Origin of the sequence: Falsiroseomonas sp. E2-1-a20 (assembly GCF_051433195.1) — a bacterium.
In the GTDB taxonomy this organism is placed as follows: domain Bacteria; phylum Pseudomonadota; class Alphaproteobacteria; order Acetobacterales; family Acetobacteraceae; genus Falsiroseomonas.
Genome location: NZ_JBHMFT010000011.1, coordinates 167285 through 183988, shown reverse-complemented (window position 1 = coordinate 183988; position 16704 = coordinate 167285). Strand labels below are relative to the sequence as shown.

General features: G+C 71.2%; 14 protein-coding genes. 7 read left to right on the top strand and 7 right to left on the bottom strand.

From position 1 onward, the window contains the following. Positions 1-118 precede the first annotated feature (118 nt). Entirely contained in the window at positions 119-1366 is a 1248-nt protein-coding gene (serA, locus tag ACFHPP_RS15530; RefSeq protein ID WP_437164150.1) for a phosphoglycerate dehydrogenase, read from the bottom strand. 380 nt (positions 1367-1746) lie between these two features. Between serA and ACFHPP_RS15525 the strand changes: the two genes are divergently transcribed. Continuing rightward, positions 1747-3471: an FG-GAP-like repeat-containing protein gene (locus ACFHPP_RS15525; RefSeq protein WP_437164149.1), complete on the top strand. Its 1725-nt coding sequence runs from the start codon at positions 1747-1749 to the stop codon at positions 3469-3471. A gap of 18 nt (positions 3472-3489) precedes the next feature. Here the strand turns inward: ACFHPP_RS15525 and ACFHPP_RS15520 are convergent, their stop codons facing one another. From ACFHPP_RS15520 to ACFHPP_RS15495, 6 genes are all read right to left on the bottom strand, one after another. Further along, complete coding sequence (locus ACFHPP_RS15520; RefSeq protein ID WP_437164148.1) at positions 3490-4959, bottom strand: sensor histidine kinase; 1470 nt, start codon at positions 4957-4959, stop codon at positions 3490-3492. A 113-nt stretch (positions 4960-5072) separates the two neighbouring features. Continuing rightward, positions 5073-7136, bottom strand: a complete 2064-nt coding sequence (locus ACFHPP_RS15515; RefSeq protein ID WP_437164147.1) for a PAS domain-containing protein — start codon at positions 7134-7136, stop codon at positions 5073-5075. A 3-nt stretch (positions 7137-7139) separates the two neighbouring features. After that, positions 7140-7442 carry a hypothetical protein gene (locus ACFHPP_RS15510; protein ID WP_437164146.1) on the bottom strand — a complete coding sequence of 101 codons (303 nt, stop codon included), beginning with the start codon at positions 7440-7442 and terminating at the stop codon, positions 7140-7142. Between the two features lie 128 nt (positions 7443-7570). Further along, positions 7571-8827 (bottom strand): Zn-dependent hydrolase, encoded by a 1257-nt coding sequence (locus ACFHPP_RS15505; RefSeq protein ID WP_437164145.1) that lies wholly within the window; start codon positions 8825-8827, stop codon positions 7571-7573. A 135-nt stretch (positions 8828-8962) separates the two neighbouring features. Further along, positions 8963-10666 carry a hypothetical protein gene (locus tag ACFHPP_RS15500; RefSeq protein WP_437164144.1) on the bottom strand — a complete coding sequence of 568 codons (1704 nt, stop codon included), beginning with the start codon at positions 10664-10666 and terminating at the stop codon, positions 8963-8965. A gap of 106 nt (positions 10667-10772) precedes the next feature. Further along, positions 10773-12068 carry an HlyC/CorC family transporter gene (locus ACFHPP_RS15495; RefSeq protein ID WP_437164143.1) on the bottom strand — a complete coding sequence of 432 codons (1296 nt, stop codon included), beginning with the start codon at positions 12066-12068 and terminating at the stop codon, positions 10773-10775. 144 nt (positions 12069-12212) lie between these two features. Here ACFHPP_RS15495 and ACFHPP_RS15490 point away from each other — a divergent pair, with 144 nt between their 5' ends. From ACFHPP_RS15490 to ACFHPP_RS15465, 6 genes are all read left to right on the top strand, one after another. Continuing rightward, positions 12213-13424: a urate hydroxylase PuuD gene (locus tag ACFHPP_RS15490; protein ID WP_437164142.1), complete on the top strand. Its 1212-nt coding sequence runs from the start codon at positions 12213-12215 to the stop codon at positions 13422-13424. Beyond that, positions 13421-13759: a hydroxyisourate hydrolase gene (uraH, locus tag ACFHPP_RS15485; RefSeq protein WP_437164141.1), complete on the top strand. Its 339-nt coding sequence runs from the start codon at positions 13421-13423 to the stop codon at positions 13757-13759. The genes ACFHPP_RS15490 and uraH overlap by 4 nt, the downstream gene beginning before the upstream one ends. 36 nt (positions 13760-13795) lie before the next feature. Further along, a complete protein-coding gene (locus ACFHPP_RS15480; protein ID WP_437164140.1) occupies positions 13796-14413 on the top strand; it encodes a DUF2243 domain-containing protein in 618 nt (205 codons plus the stop codon). A gap of 68 nt (positions 14414-14481) precedes the next feature. Next, positions 14482-15444 carry a 3-hydroxyacyl-CoA dehydrogenase family protein gene (locus tag ACFHPP_RS15475; RefSeq protein ID WP_437164139.1) on the top strand — a complete coding sequence of 321 codons (963 nt, stop codon included), beginning with the start codon at positions 14482-14484 and terminating at the stop codon, positions 15442-15444. Further along, positions 15441-16205, top strand: a complete 765-nt coding sequence (locus ACFHPP_RS15470) for an SDR family NAD(P)-dependent oxidoreductase (protein WP_437164138.1) — start codon at positions 15441-15443, stop codon at positions 16203-16205. Before ACFHPP_RS15475 ends, ACFHPP_RS15470 begins: the two co-directional genes overlap by 4 nt. Before the next feature lie 79 nt (positions 16206-16284). Next, a complete protein-coding gene (locus tag ACFHPP_RS15465) occupies positions 16285-16704 on the top strand; it encodes a VOC family protein (RefSeq protein ID WP_437164137.1) in 420 nt (139 codons plus the stop codon).

The window sequence follows — 16704 nt, the reverse complement described above, 5'->3', positions numbered from 1 at the left end:
AACCGTTGGGAGGGGGTGGGGGGGGGGGGGGGGGGTGGGGGGGGGTGGGGGGGGGGGGTGGGGGGTTGGGCCCCCCCCCCTCACCCAACCCTCTCCCCCCCTTGGGGGGAGAGGGCTTTTAGCTGCGTTCGTAGATCAGGCGGGCTCGGATGGTGCCGGGGAGGGCGCGGAGTTCGGCGAGGATGGCCTCGGCTTCGGAGCGGGCCTCGACGCTCTCGATGACGCAGTAGCCGAGGTCGCCATCGGTCTGCAGGTACTGCGCGGTGATGTTCAGGCCGCGGCGGGCGAAGCAGGCGTTCATCTGCGACAGGATGCCGGGGCTGTCCCGGTGCAGGTGGGTCCAGCGGGCGCCGGTGGGACGGGCGGGAAGCTGCACCTGCGGCAGGTTGACGCTGCCCATGGTGGCGCCGGTGTCGGAGTAGTCCACCAGCTTGCGGCCGACCTCCTGGCCGATGCGGTCCTGCGCTTCGGCCGTGCTGCCGCCGATATGCGGGGTCAGGATGACGTTGGGCAGGCCCTGGAGCGCCGAGACGAAGGGCTCGCCGTTCCGCTTCGGCTCGGCCGGGAAGACGTCGACGGCGGCGCCGAGGATGCGCTTTTCGCGCAGCGCCGCGGCCAGGGCGGGCACGTCGACCACGGTGCCGCGGGCGTTGTTGATGAAGACCGCGCTGGGCTTCATCGCGGCGAACTGGCGGGCGCCCATCAGGCCCATGGTATCGGGCGTCTCCGGCACGTGGATGGTGACGACGTCCGACTGCGCCAATAGCTGGTCGAGCGAGGCGGCGGGCGTGGCGTTGCCGTGCGGCAGCTTGCCGGTGTGGTCGTGGTACAGCACGCGCATGCCGAAGGCCTCGGCCAGGACCGAGAGCTGGCTGCCGATGTTGCCGTAGCCGATGATGCCGAGCGTCTTGCCGCGCATCTCCCAGCTGTTGGCCGCCGACTTGTCCCAGCCGCCGGCATGGGCGGCGACGGATTTGTCGACGATGCCGCGCATCAGCATCACCGCTTCCGCCAGCGTGAGTTCCGCGACGCTGCGGGTGTTGCTGAAGGGGGCGTTGAACACGGCGACGCCGCGATGGGCGGCGGCGGCGAGGTCGACTTGGTTGGTGCCGATGCAGAAGCAGCCGATGGCGATCAGGCGGTCGGCGGCGGCGAGGACCTGTTCGGTGACCTCGGTGCGGGAGCGGATGCCGAGGATGTGGACGCCCTTCACCGCCTCGACCAGCGCGGCGCCTTCGAGCGCCTTCTTCTCACGCTGGATGGTGGCGTAGTCGGCCTGGCCGAACAGGTCCACCGCACTGTCGGCGATGCCCTCGAGCAGCAGGATGCGGATGCGGTCCTTGGGGAGGGAGATGCGGTCGTTCATGCGCCTGGCCGAGGGGGAAGCGGCGCGTTCTGCGCCCTCGGCGCGGCGGCGGCAAGGGGCGGGCATCGCGGGCACGATGGGGAAGGGTCGCAGGAATGCTGCAACTCGTGCGATTACAGTATTGTTGGACGTACATAACAAAAAACCAGGTCATTCGGCACCCGAAATGCGATGTAACCAGAATAGTTTGCTGTGGCGATTCTGCATTCCGATTGAAACATGCGCAATTACTGAGAAGATTTTGGCATTTTATCCAAATTATCTGGTAATAATTTCGGGTCACAGAAGGTTTTGTTGTGGAATTTCTTGGACTCCCGATCTGATTGGTTAGGCCGTCGCAGGAAAGCGCAGGCCGGACAACATCGGCGGGATGATTTGAAGTGTCAGGTTCGAGCATCGGCAGTGGCCCACAGCCTTCCTACGCAACCCAGATCCTCGTAGGCGACTTCAACGGCGATGGCCGCCCGGACGCCTTCCTGCCCATGGCGGCGGGCAATGGCAGCGATGCGGTACCTCAGCGCATCTTCCTCGGCGTCCCGGGCGGCGCCTTCGTCGATGGCGCGCCGCTGTTCGGCGCGGCGGGCATGCCGCTGGCGATCAATCCGACGCGGGGGCTGATCGCGGACTTCAACGGCGACGGGCGCAGCGATGTCATCCTGCTGGACCATGGCGCGGCAGCGTCACCCGTGGGCGGCTTCAGCCAGCTCATCCTGACCACGCCGACCGGGCTGGCGGTGGCCAATGGCAACCTGTCGGGCGCCCAGCGGCTGACCTATGGCGGCGCGACCGGCGACATCGATGGCGACGGCGACATCGATGCCGTGCTGTTCAACCTGTACGACACCACCGGCCGTGCCGTGCAGGTGATGGTCAATGACGGCTTCGGCAACCTGGCGGAGCAGGCGGGGCGGGCGCCGCTGCACTACCAGCCGGCGGTGGGGCGGGCCGGTTCCATGGCCGGCACGCTGTTCGACGCGGATGGCGATGGCGACCTCGACCTGCTGGCGGGCACCTGGTTCGGCTCCGACCTGCCGACGCAGATCTTCCGCAACGACGGCACGGGGTCCTTCACCCTGCCGGAGGTCTGGAACCTGCCGCCTTCCGGCGTCGCGAACGAGGTGGTGTTGCAGGCGGTGCCCATGGACCTCAACGGCGATGGCCTGCAGGACCTGGTGCTGGCGGTGACCGATGGCGGCACCTATGGGACGGATTATTTCACCGTCAGCTACCTGCAGTTCCTGGTGAACCGCGGCAACGGGCAGTTCGACGACGAGACGGCGTTGCGGCTGCCGCAATCCACCGCATCCCGGGGCACCGAGCCCGGGCTGTGGCCGAAATCCGTGCTCAGTCTCGACCTCGACCTCGATGGGGACAAGGACCTGCTGGTCTGGCGCAGCACGCCGTCCGAGGGGGCGCCGTTCGCGCTGCTGAACGATGGCGCCGGCCGGTTTGCGCCAGGCTCCTCCGCCTCCTTCCTCGGGCTGGGCGCGGCGGACATGAACCTGGATGCGATCCCGGAACTGCTGGTGATCAACGAGGGCCGGCTCAACGTGCAGGGCAACGGCTTCGCGCCGTTCAGCGGCGGCGTCATGTCGATCACGCGGGACGGCGGCAGTGGCTTCCTGCTGGCGGAGGTCTATGCCGGGCCGGTGGACTACCTGCAGTACGTCTTCCTGGGCTCCGAGGCCGGCGAGGCGGTGGGCGGGACGTCCGGCAACGACTTCATGAACCTGCTGGGCGGCGACGACGCGGCCAATGGCGGGGCTGGGCGCGACGTGCTGGATGGCGGCGGTGGTTCCAACTTCCTGACCGGCGGCGCCGGCCTCGACGTGTTCTTCCTCGATGGCCGGGCCGGTGCGACCACCTGGAGTACCATCACCGACTGGGAGTCCGGCGAGCAACTCAGCATGTTCGGCTACCGCCCCGGGGTCAGCACCCTGACCTGGGTCCAGGATGCCGGCACGGAAGGCTATCGCGGCCTGACCATGCATGGCGACCTGAACGGCGACGGCGCCATCGAGACCAGCGTGACCTGGAGCGGATTGACGAGTCAGTCGCAGCTGCCGTCGGCGGTGCAGTTCGACGGCCTGCTCTGGTTCACCTGAACCGGTCCTGCTCGCGGCTCAGATGATGTCCGGCACTGTCGCGCGGGCCGCGAGCGGCAGGTTAAGGGTGCAGTCGAGGCCCTGCCGGCGCCAGTCGAGCAGGAGCTGGCCTCCGAGCTGGCCCCGCACCGTGCCTTCCAGGACCCGGGTGCCGAAGCCGCGCCGGGTCGGCGGGGCGAGGATTTCCGGGCCACCGGATTCGGTCCAGCGCAGCCGCAGCCGCCCGGCGTCGACCTGCCATCCGACCTGGACCCGCCCGCCGGGGGTGGACAGCGCGCCGTGCTGGGCGGCGTTGGTGGCGAGTTCGTGCACCAGCATGTTCAGCGGCTGCGCGGCTTCCGCCGGCAGGGCCACGGGTGGTCCCTCCAGCGTGCAGCGGGCGCTGCCGGGCAGGCCGCCGAGGAAGGCGGCCAGCTCGCCCTCCAGCATCGCCCGCAGGTCAGCGCCGGCCCAGCGGTCGTTGGCCAGCAGGGTCTGCGCACGGGCGAGGGCGGCGACACGGCCTTCCACGGCGCGGGCGTAGCTCGCCTGGTCCGGCGCGCGGGTCAGGCGGAGCGCGGCCTGGACCACGGCCAGCATGTTCTTGGCGCGGTGGTCGACCTCCCGCGCCAGCATCGCCTGGCGTTCCTCCGCCTCGCGCCGGTCGGTGATGTCCATGACCGAGCCGACATGGCCGAGGAAGCGGCCGGCGGCGTCGCGGCGCGGTTCGGCGGCATCGATGACCCAGCGCCAGCCGCCATCGGCGTGGCGCATGCGGTAGTCGAGGCGCAACGGCGACTGGTCCGTGATCGCGCGGGCGAAGGCGGTCTCGACCCCGGGGCGGTCCTCCGGATGCACCGGCCCGATCCAGTCGTGATCCTCGGACTCCGTCGCGGCCTGGCCGGTGAACTCGAACCAGCTGCGGTTCAGGTGGGTGCAATGGCCTTCGCGGTCGGTCACCCAAATCATCGCCGGTGCGGCATCGAGCAGGGCGCGGAAGCGGCCCTCATTTTCCCGCAGGGCGCGTTCGGCCAGCACCTGGCCCGTGGTTTCCATGCAGGTGCAGAACATGCCCGCGACGCGGCCCTCATCGTCGTGCAGCGGGCTGTAGGAGAAGGTGTACCAGGTGTCCTCGGGATAGCCGTTGCGGTGCATGACGAGGTGGAGGTTCTCGGCCCAGGTCGACTGGCCGTCGAGCGCGCGCTGGACCAGCGGGACCAGTTCGTCCCAGATCTCGGGCCAGACCTGGCGGAAGGGCTGGCCAAGCGCGCCGGGGTGGCGGGCGCCGAGGATGGGCGCGTAGGCATCGTTGTAGAGGAAGGCGAGATCATGGCCCCAGGCCAGGAACATCGGCTGGCGCGAATGCAGCATCAGCCTGGCCACCGTCTGCAGCGCCGTGGGCCAGGTGGCGCGGGGACCCAGCGTGGTCTCGGCCCAATCCACCACGGCGAATCGCCGGGCCTCCGCGCTTCGCTCCGACAGCGCGGTCTTGGCATCTTCGCGGGGCACGCACTCCGTCATTCACGCGTTCCAATGCTGTGGCGGCCTGAACCGGGCCGGTGGCCGTCCGGGCCACGGATAGACAACCATGGCAGGTTGGTGGCGGGTCCCGGTTGCAACCATCAAGTATCCGAGAGAGGCGGGCCGCCGGCGGCTCGTGGCGGATCGGCGACAGGCGCGGGGCGGCTGGCGGGGATGTCCAGGGTGAAGCCGGTGCCGGGCGGGGTGCGGTCGATTTCCAGCGTTCCGCCGAGCTGGTGGGTCATGCCCTGCATGATGCGCATGCCGAGGCCGCGCGAGGCCTTGGGGTCGAAGCCTGGCGGCAGGCCGCGGCCATTGTCGCGGACTTCGAGCCGATAGCCGGCGCCCGCGCGTTCGAAGCGCACCGTGACGCGGCCGCGGTCGCCATCCCGGAAGGCGTATTTGCAGGCGTTGATGACCAGCTCCGCCACCACCATCGCGGCGGCGGAGGCATCCGTGGCGCCGACCCGGATGCCCGGGGTGGCGTGTATCTCAAGGGTGCAGCGGTCGGCGGCGATGAAGGACTGGGTGAAGTCGGCGGCGAGGTCGCGGAGGTAGTCGCCGAGGTCGAGCGACATCGCATCGGCGCGCGTCGCGTGGAACAGCCGGCGCTGCACCACGGCCATGGCGCGCACCCGCTGGGTGGCAAGTTCCATCACCGCGCGGGCCGCGGGTTCATCCGTGGCGCGGGCCTGCAGCAGCAGCAGGCCTTCCAGGGTCTGCAGGCTGTTCATGACACGGTGGCCCATTTCCCGCGCCGCGACCTCGTTGTAGGCGGAGAGCTGCTGCGTGCGGTCGAGCAGCTGGCGGATCTCGGCCTCGGCGCCCTTGCGGGCGGTGACGTCACGGAACAGCGCGCCGACGCCTTCCTCGGTCGGGAACAGGCGCAGGTCGAGCCAGATGGCGCGGCCCCGGCCCCGCCAGTGCTGCTCCAGCGTCGCCGGGATTCCCTCCGCCATGGTGCGTCGCAGGGCGGCCTCGAGCGTGGTGCCCAGCGCCTCGGGCCACAGCTCCCAGATCCTGCGGCCGATCAGGTCTGGGCGGGCGCGGCCATCCAGGATCGACGCCTGGCGGTTCGCCATGACGACGCGGAAGTCGCGGTCGACCACCACGAAGCCCTCGCCCATGCCTTCCAGCAACTGGGTCAGGCGCTGGTTGGCGGCGCGCAGCGCGTGCTCGGCGGCACGGCGCTCCGTGACTTCCTCCGCCACCACGTTCAGGCCGATGATGCGGCCGGCGGAATCCTTCAGCGGCAGCCAGCTTCCCGACCAGTGGCGCCGGATGCCGGGCCGGGCTGGGGTCTCGCCCTCGGTCTCGACGCCGAGCAGCGCCTGCCCGCTTTGCAGCACGCGGCCTGCCAGCGTGCTGGTGGCCTCGGCGAGGCCCGGCACGATCTCGGCGACGCGGCGGCCGATATGGGCTTCCGCCGGCACGCCGTTGATCTCCGCCATGCGCCGGTTGACGCGGACGAAGCGCAGGTCCGGCGTCAGGACGCAGAGGCCGACGGGGGCGGTTTCGTACAGCGACTGGAGTTCGGCCTCGCTGGCGGCGAGGGCGGCGGTGCGGTCGGCGACGCGGCGCTCGAGGTCCTGGTTGCTGGTCTCCAGCCGGGCAAGGGCCGCGGCCTCCCGCGCCGCGCCGCGCAGGCCGAGGCGGGTGAGGGCGCCGAAGGCGAAGAGGATGGCGAAGCCGGTGGCGCCGGTGCCGATGCTTCGCCTGCGCCAGTCCGCGAGGATGTCGCCCAGCGGCTGGACCAGGGTGATCCGCACCGGAAAGCGGTCGAGCGTGCGGGCGCCCTGCAGGGACTCCGCCGCCGCCGGCAGGGCTTCCTCCGGCGGCCAGGCCACCAGCACCGCGCCGTCCAGCCGCGTCAGATGAAGCCTGGCGCCGCGGCCCAGCGCGGCCTCCGCGTAGACCTCGGCGAAGTAGTCGGTGAAGACCCCGGCGACGGCGGCGCCGGCGAAGCGGCCCTCGGCGTCGAGCAGCGGGCGGCTCATGGTGAAGCGGGGGCGACCGCTGTTGCTGCCGATCTGGGCAGGGCCGATGACGAGGCCGGCCGCGGGGTCGGCTCGCAGGGTTTGGAAATAGGGGCGGTGTGCGAAGGAGCCCGGTGCTGTCGGCGGATGCGCCCAGCTGTCGACGTGGGTGACGCCGGCGGCGTCCATCAGTCAGGCGGCGCTGATCTGCGGGCCGTCCGCGATCATGCGTCGGATCTGAATGTGGATCCGCATGGCTTCCTCCGGATCGGCGAGATCGACCGGCTGGGCGATCTCGACGATCGCACGCAGCACGCGGTCGCCGGTCTCGAAGGCGCGGTCGGCATGCTGTTCGAGGACCCGCGCGGTGGCGACGAGTCGATCCTGCGCCTGATCCAGCGTCTCCGCACGGTCGCGCAGCACCACGAGGATCCAGGCGCAGGACAGAGTCAGGGCGAAGGCCAGGAAGGCCGTGCGCCAAACCGTCTTTTGCAAGCTGCCTCCCCGTCACGGACGTTACCGTGAGGTTGCCTGGTTAGGTGCAAGCCGGGAGGGCCAGCTCGCCCCGGCATTGAGCCTGTCGCGGAGGCGGTTGAGAAGTCTTGCCGTGGGTTAATCTATTGTCACATCGTAGCGAGCCGCAGCAGGGCCTGCGCCAGCACCCGGGTGCCGTTGGCGACCTGTGCGGGCGTGGAATACTCGGACGGGTGGTGGCTGATGCCGCCGCGGCTGGGGATGAAGATCATCCCGCTGGGGCAGATGGGCACCAGGAACTGCGCATCGTGGAAGGCGCCGGAGGGCAGGCGCCTGGGCTTCAGGCCAAGGTCGCGGGTGGCGGCTTCCACCGCATCCTGCACCATCGGGTCGAAGCGGGCGGGCAGGGCGTGGAACGTCTCCCGCACCGTGGCGCGGCAGGTGGTCATGGCGGACTGGATGGTGGCCGGGATGGCGTCGCCGCGCTCGGCCAGGATGGCGGCGTCGGGGTGGCGGAAGTCGATGCTGAAGCGGGCGAGGTCGGCGACCGTGTTGGAGGAGTTGGGCTCGACCTCGATGCGGCCGACGGTGAAGCGCAGCACGTCGGTCGGGTCCGCCATCAGGGCGTTCAGGGCGGTGATGGCGCGCAGCATGTCCTGCACGGCGTCCTTCCGCCGCGACAGGGGGGCGGTGCCGGCGTGGTCGGTCTTGCCGGCGATCTCGACCAGGAACCAGCGGCTGCCCTGGATGCCGGTGACCACGCCGATGTCGAGGCCCTCGGCCTCCAGCAGCGGGCCCTGTTCGATGTGCGGCTCGATGTAGGCGAAGGGGGTGAAGCCGAGGGGACGCCGCGGGATGTCGGATTCGGCGGCGAGCAGGCGGGCGAGTTCGTCGCCGAAGCGCAGGCCGTCGCGGTCGCGCGTGTCGTCCCAGGTCTCGGGCGGGCGGAAGCCGGAGAAGGCCATGCTGCCCATGCAGCCGGGGGCGAAGCGGCCGCCTTCCTCGTTGGTCCAGGCGACGATCTCGATGGCGCGGCGGGTGGCGAGGCCGGCCTGGCGGATGGCCTGCACGGCGTCGAGCGCCGCGAGGACGCCCCAGATGCCGTCGAAGCGGCCGCCCTTCGGCTGGCTGTCCATGTGGCTGCCGGCGAGCAGGGGCGCGAGGCTGGGGTCGGTGCCTTCGTGCCGCAGGAACAGGTTGCCGAGGGCGTCGACGGAGGGGGCGAGGCCGGCCTCCGCCGCCCAGGACAGCAGCAGGCGGCGGGCCTGGTGATCGAGGTCGGACAGCGCGGCGCGGTTGACGCCCTCGCCGGGGATGGCGCCGAGGCGGGCCATCTGCATCAGGCGGTCCCAGTGGCGGGCCTCGTCGATGGCGAGGGCGGGGAGGGAGTTGGGTGCGTGCTGCAAGGGGGTGGTCCGGCCTGTTCCAGGCCTTGATGCCAGGACGAGGCGGGGTGGGGCAAATCGGCGCGCGGCTTGGCGAGGCGGTGCTGGCCCCCCTCACCCAACCCTCTCCCCCCAGGGGGGGAGAGGGCTTTTGGGTCAGCGCGCCACTGCGGAGAGGCCGAGGCGGCGGGCGGCTTCCATCGGGCCCTGGGAGGCGAGGGTCTGCCAGTCGGCGAAGCTGACGGGCTGGGCGGGGCGCAGCAGGATGTCGATCTCGCCGGGCTGGCGGATAAACTGGGCCAGGGCCTCGCGGACGGATTGGAAGGGGTCCGCCTGCGGGGCGGTGGCGGCCGGGGCGGGGGCGCCCTTGCGGGCGGGGGCGGCGGGCGGGCGGGCGCGCGGGCTGGCGCCGGGGATCGGCATGCCGAGCGCCATCTGGGCGTATTGCTCGCGCAGCTGCGCCTCCGGCACCCGCTGCTGGCGGGCCTGCTGGGCGATGACGCGGCCGAACAGGCCCTGGTCGCGCAGGCCGAGCGTCAGGGAGCGAAGCTGGCCCTGCATCAGCTGCGCCAGGTAGGCGTCGTCGTTGCGCGGCTCGCCGGGCTTCGGCACCGGCATGTTGGCGAGGCCGGCGCGCAGCGTCAGCGTGGCGGCCTGGTCCCAGGCCAGGCGGAACGGCTCGATGTCCAGGATGCCGCCTTCGCGGCGGACGTTGCCGCGCAGCTCGCTGCCGCCGGCGATCTCGCGGTAGCCGAGGCCTTCCAGCCAGTCGGATGTGCCTTGCGGCAGGGTGATGCGCAGGCCCTGCAGCATCAGGCCGCCGGTGGCGAGGCCGGTGGCGTCCATGGAGGCATCCACCAGCATGCGGCCGAGGGCGAAGACCTGGCGGCCCTCGGATTCGGCGACCATGCCTTCCAGTGTCACCGTCTGCGGCGTGCCGGGGACGGGGTCGGGGACCTGGAGGCCGTCCATGGCCGCGGCCAGGCTGGTGGCGGCGTCGATGCCCTGGGCGGCCATGCGGCCGATGCGGATGGTGCCGGCGCCGAGCTGGCCGAAGGGCGCGCCGAGGCGCAGGCCTTCCAGCGCGATGTCGGTGGTGCGGCCGCGGACCCAGTCGCGCACGGCGAAGCGACCGATGCCGAGGTCCACGTCCTTGGCAGGGTCGCGCAGCTCGCCGCCTTCCAGGGTCAGCACCTGCACGGAGAAGTCGCGCGGGTCGGGGTCCGGCTTGTCGAAGGCGGGCATGACCAGGGACTGCACGGCGACGCGGCCGAGCCGGAAGGAGGTGCCGCCCTTGCTGCCGTCGCGGAACTCCATGCCCTCGACCTGGCCTGCGCCGAGCACGCCTGGGCCGTAGCCCTCCGCCGAGATGCGCCCGGCGGTGAGGGTGCCGGAGCCGCCGGCGCCGCGCAGGCCCTCCGCCTCCAACTGGCCAAGCTCGAAGGTGGCGAGGGAGAAGGGCTGGCCGGGCGGTGGCAGGGCCATGCCGCCGAGCACCAGGCGGGCGAGCTCGAAACGGTCTTCCTGACCGCCGTTTTGGGTGACGAGGATGAGGGAGCGGGCCTCCGCGCGGCCGAGGCGGGTCTCGGTGACGTCGGACAGCAGGAGTTCGGCGGCGGACAGGCTTTCGCCGGGGGCGGTGATGGCAAGGTCGCCGAGGCGGGCGCGGCCGGTGACGGGGTCGACCTGGCGGAGCCCGGTGGTGAGGCGGGCTTCCGGGCCGAAGCTGGCGCGCAGGCGTTCGAGGGCGGCATCGAGCTGGCGCTCGGCCTCCGCCTGGGCCAGGGCGCCGGCCCCGGCGAGCGCCATGATGGCGCTGAAGCTGCCGGCGAAGGCGAGCGTGGCGAGGCGGTGGCGCATGGCGGGGCTCCCGGGGTCGATGCCGGGCAGCGTAGTCGCGAAGCGGCCGGCCGGTCCAATGCGCGGCGTGTCGCCGGCGTTTCGGGTTGTTTCGCGACGCCGGCTGTCAGGCCTCCGGCGGCTGCTCCAGGCCTTCGGCGGGGGGCGGGCGCACCACGAGGCGGTCGATGCGCAGGCCGCGGCGTTCGAGCACGCGCACGACATGGCCGGCGATGGTCAGCTCGGTGCCGACGGTGGGGATGCCGCGCTGGCGCGCGACGACCAGGCCGCCGATGGTGGCGGCCTCGTCCTCCGGCAGCATCCAGCCGAGCTCGCGGTTGATGTCGCGGACGCGGACGTCGCCGCGCACCTCGACCTCCCCGGTTTCGGCGAGGTCGCCGAGGATGGCCTCGCCCCGCTCGGCGATCTGGCCGACGACGACCTCGACGATGTCCTCCAGCGTCACGATGCCCTTCAGGGAGCCGTATTCATCCAGCACCATGGCCATCTTGATCGGCGCCTTGCGGAACTCCTGGAGCTGGTCGCGCAGCGGGCGGGATTCGATGACGAGCGAGGCGGAGTGGGCGACGGCGGCGAGGTCGAGCTTCGCGGCATCGCCGCCGGCGGCCTGCAGCGCGCGCAGCACGTCCCGGGCATGCACCACGCCGACGATGTCCTCCCCGCGCCACAGCGGGAAGCGGGCATGGGGGGAGCCGAGGACCTTGGCGAGCAGCGCCTCCGGCTTGTCGGCCAGGTTGAGGGCGACGACGCGGGAGCGGTGGGTCATCACGTCGCGCACCGTCATGTCATCCAGCGCCAGCACGCCGCGCAGCATGCCGCGTTCCTGCCGTGCGGCGAGGTCCGCGGCGCCGGCCTGGCCCATGCCGTGCAGGTCGATGGCGCCGAGCAGCTCATCCTCCGTGATGCCGGGGCGATCGACCGGCGGGGGCGAGCCGAACAGGCGCAGCGTGAAGCGCACGATGACGTTGACGGCGCTGGCGGCGGGGCCAAGCACCGTCATCGTGGCCCGCAGGACCGGGACGGCGCGCATCGCGGTGGCATCGGGGGCGCGCAATGCGACGGTCTTGGGCAGGACCTCGGAGAACACGACCAGGAGCGCGGTCATGACCAGGGAGGCATAGGCGACGCCGCCTTCGCCGAACCAGGAGATCAGCAGGGCCGAGGCCAGCGCGGTGGCGGTGGTGTTGACCAGGTTGTTGCCGACCAGGATGGCGGCGACCACGCGGTCCTTGCGCCCGGACAGGTGGGCCAGCGTGACGGCGCGGCGGTCACCTTCCCGGGCCCGGCGGGTGACGAAGGCATGGCTGGCTGCGGTGAAGGCGGTTTCCGTGCCGGAGAACATTGCCGAGGCGCAGAGCAGCACCACGATGATCGCGACCATGGCAAGCGTGTAACCGTCCATCGGACTCCCCTGGGGTGCCCGTTGCCCGCGGGTGCGGGACGCGGGCGCATGTCCGCGAGTTCATAACACGACGGCGGCGGAGGTCATCATGCTTGCGGCGGGACGCGGCTGGCCCGAATGTTGCTCTGCACTATGCGCGGCCGGATGCCCCGGCGCATCCGGACGCCCGACACGATGGACCTCGCCTACCTTTCCGAATGGGCCAACCTGCTGATCCGCTGGCTGCACCTGATCACCGGCATCGCCTGGATCGGCACCAGCTTCTACTTCATCGGCCTGGACAACCAGCTCGACCCGCCGCGCGACGGCAACCCGCGCGTGAAGGGCGAGCAGTGGTCGATCCATGGCGGCGGCTTCTACCACAAGCAGAAATACCTCAACGCGCCGGCGCAACTGCCCGAGAAGCTGCACTGGTTCAAGTGGGAGGCGTACTGGACCTGGATCTCGGGCTTCTCGCTGTTCATGCTGATCTACTGGGGGCAGGCCAGCACCTACCTGGTCGATCCGGCCGTGCTGGACATGCGGCCGGGGGTGGCCGTCGCCGTCTCCGCCACGATGCTGGTGGCGGGGTGGGTGGTGTACGACCTGGCCTGCAAGTCCAAGTGGGGGGAGGATGACCGGCTGCTCTCGGCCTTCGGGGTCGGGCTGCTGGTGGTGGTGGCGTTCGTCGCCTGCCACGTGTTCTCGGGCCGCGGGGCGTTCCTGCAGGTGGGCGCCATCACGGGCACGATCATGGTGGCGAATGTCGCCATGGTAATCATTCCCGGGCAGCGGAAGATGGTCGCCGCGATGCAGGCGGGGCAGGAGCCGGACCCGAAGTATGGGCGCTGGGGCAAGCAGCGCAGCGTGCACAACACCTACCTGACGCTGCCGGTCCTGTTCCTGATGATCAGCCCGCACTACCCGATGACCTGGTCGGGGCCGTGGAACTGGGTGGTGCTGCTGGCGATCACCCTGGCCGGCGCGCTGGTGCGGCAGTTCTTCGTGCAGCGGCAGTTCGGGCGCAGCCCCTGGGCGCTGCCGGCGGCCGCGACGGCGGTGGTCTGCCTGCTGGCCTTCGCGCTGATGCCGGCGCGCGGCCCGGCGGGGGTGGTGGCGCCGGCCTTCGCCGAGGTGGAGGGCATCATGGCGGCGCGCTGCGCCAGCTGCCACGCGGCGCACCCGACGCAGGAGGGGTTCGTGGAGGCGCCGAAGGGGGTGCGGCTGGACGAGCCGGGGCAGATCCGCCGCTGGGCGCAATCCATCCGCCAGCAGGTTGCGACGGAGGCGATGCCGCCGGGCAACCTGACCGAGATCACGGCCGAGGAACGTGCGGCGCTGGTGGCGTGGGTCGCCGCCGGGGCGCCGCGGGAATGAAGCCCTCCGCATTGACCACGCATGTGCTGGACACCGCGGCGGGGGCGCCGGCGGCCGGGGTGCGGGTGGAGCTGTTCCGGCATGAGGCGGCGGGGGCGGTGAAAGTGACCGAGGCGCTGACCAATGCGGATGGGCGCACGGATGCGCCGCTGCTGGCGGCGTGGGAGTTCGAGGCCGGGACCTATGAGCTGCGCTTCCATGTCGGGGCGCATTTCGGCGGGGCGGGCTTCCTGGATGTCGTGCCGATCCTGGTGCGGCTGGAGGCGGGGCAGGGGCACTACCACGTGCCGCTGCTGTGCTCGCCCTGGTCCTATGCGACCTATCGCGGAAGCTGAACGAACGCGGAGCCAGGTTGTGGCGTTTTTGAGGGGATGGAATCCGATGCCAACCGCCTCAAGCTGCCCGCGCTGCTGATCGGCTTCGCCCTCGGCGGCTTCTTCGACGGCATCCTGCTGCACCAGATCCTGCAATGGCACCACCTGCTGAGCGGCGTGGTGGACCCGGGGCGGCTGCGCTTCCACATGCTGTGGGACGGCATGTTCCATGCGGCGCATTACCTGCTCGCCGTGATCGGGCTGTGGCTGCTGCTGGTGCGGCGGCGCGATGCGGCGGTGGCGGGGGCGGTGCTGGCGGGCGGCGCGCTGATCGGCTTCGGCGCCTGGCATTTGCTGGATGCGGTGCTGAACCATTGGATCCTGGGGCTGCACCGCATCCGGCAGGATGTGGCGGACCCGCTGCCGTGGGACCTGCTGTTCTTCGGGCTGGGCGGCGTGGCGGTGGCGCTCGGGACCTGGGTTGGCGGGCAACAGGGTGGCGGCCGGGGCGGCGGCGCGGGCCGGGTGCTGGCGCTGGGGCTGGCGGGCGCGGTCATCTTTGCGGCACCGGTCGCGGCGCTGCCGCCGCGGGAGCCGGATGTGGCGGCACAACTTGTCGCGGGCGGGCTGCTGCCGGCCTTCTGCGCGGCCTGGACGCGCACGGCGGCGCGCTGAACGGCGGCTTGCCCGGGGGCGCGGCGCGCGTCACCTTCGCCGCCTGATTCGGGAAAGGGACGCGCGGCATGGGATTGAAGGTCGCGGTGATCGGCGCCGGCACGATGGGGCATGCGCTGGCCCTGGTGTTCGCGCTCGGCGGGCATGAGGTGCGGCTGACCGACAGCAGCATGACGGTGCTGGACAAGGCCGGCGGGCTGATGGAGACGGCGCTGGCGACGCTGACCATGGCCGGCGAGGCGCCGCGCGAGGCGGATGCCGAATGGCTGCACCACGCCGTGACGCGGCTGCCGGTGCTGGCGGAGGCGGTGGAGGAGGCGGACCTCATCATCGAGGCGATCATCGAGCAGCCGGACGCCAAGCGCGCGCTGTTCGCGGAGATCGACCGGCTGGCGCCGGAGACCTCGATCATCGCCAGCAATACCTCCTACCTCGACCCGTTCCCGCTGATCCCGGCGCGGCGGCAGTCCCGTGCGCTGATCCTGCACTGGTACACGCCGCCCTACCTTGTGGATTTGGTGGATGTGGTGGGCGGGCCGGAATGCGACCCGGAGGTGGTGGCGTTCTGCGTGCAGTTCTGCCGCGACATGGGCAAGCGGCCGGTGGTGATGCGGAAGTTCGTGCCGGGCTACATCGCCAACCGCGTGCAGTCCGCCATCGCGCTGGAGGTGCAGAAGCTGCTGGACGAGGGAGTGGCGACGGCGTCCGAGATCGACACCGCCATCATCGAAGGGATCGCGCTGCGGCTGCCGATTCTCGGCGTGCTGGCGAAGGCGGATTTCACCGGGCTGGCCTTCACGCAGACCAGCCTGGCAAACCGGATGTACGATCCGCCGCCGGTGCGCGGCAAATGCGACACGGTGGATGCGCTGGTGGCGCAGGGGCGCACGGGCGTGATGGCCGGTGCGGGGTTCTATGACTGGCCGGGCGAGACGGCGGAGGTGCTGGAGGCGCGCGACCGGCGGCTGATGGCGCTGAAGCGGGCGCTGCGGCAGATCGGCACCATGGCGGGCGAGGGGCGCGAGGCATGATCACCTATGATTTGAAGTGCCGGGCGGCGCTGGTGACGGGCGGTGCGTCCGGCATCGGGCTGGCGACGGCGACGATGCTGGCGCGCGGCGGCTGCGCGGTTGCGATCAACCACCTGGAGGGCGATGCGCGCGGGGCCGAGGCGGTGGAGCGGTTGGCGGCGGAGACCGGCAGCCGGGTGATCGCGGCGCCGGGCAATGTCGGCGATGCGGCGGATGCGGTGCGGATGGTGGAGCGCGCGGTGGGCGACCTCGGGCGGCTGAATTTCCTGGTGAACAATGCGGGGACGCCCGGGACGCCGACGGCGATTGGGCCAGGTGAGTTCGACCGGCTGACGGAGGAGCTCTGGGCTACGGTGTTGCAGGTGAATCTGCTTGGGGTGTTTCGGTGCGCGAAGGCGGCGGGGCCGGCGCTGCGCGAGGCGCGCGGGGCGATGGTGAACATCGCCTCCATTGCCGGGATCAACTCGGCGGGGTCGTCGATGGCCTATGGCGCGACCAAGGCGGGGGTGATCAGCCTGACGAAGAACCTGGCGCGCGGGCTGGCGCCGGAGGTGCGGGTGAATGCGGTGGCGCCGGGGGCCGTCGATTCCACCTGGATGATCGAGTGGACCAACGAGCAGCGCGCGGCATCGATCGACAACGCGCTGCTGAAGCGGCGCTGCACGCCGGAGGATCTGGCGGAGGTGATCGTGTTCCTGCTGGCGGGTGCTGCGATGGTGACGGGGCAGACGGTGGTGGTGGATGGCGGGCTGACGACCTGACGGGCCTGCCAGGTTCGTGGTTGCTAAGACTTAACCGAATGGTTTATCGTTGGGCCTCAACGCCGATCGGGAGATCCGGATGCCCAGGATGATTTTCGTGAACCTGCCCGTGACGGACCTCGGCCGCGCCGTGGCCTTCTACGAGGCGGTGGGGGCGCGGAAGAACCCGCAATTCAGCGACGACACCGCCGCGTGCCTGGTGTTCTCCGAGACCATCCACGCCATGCTGCTGACGCACGACAAGTACCGGCAGTTTACCCTCAAGCCGATCGTCGACGCGCACCAGGCGAGCGAGGTGCTGATCTGCGTCTCCGCCGACAGCCGGGAGGAGGTGGACGGGATGGTGCGGCGTGCCGGGGCGGCGGGCGGCGGCACCGATCCGACGCCGGTGCAGGATCATGGCTTCATGTATGGCCGCAGCTTCGAGGATCCGGATGGGCATATCTGGGAGGTGATGTGGATGGACATGGCGGCCGCGACGGCTGCCATGGCGAAGTGA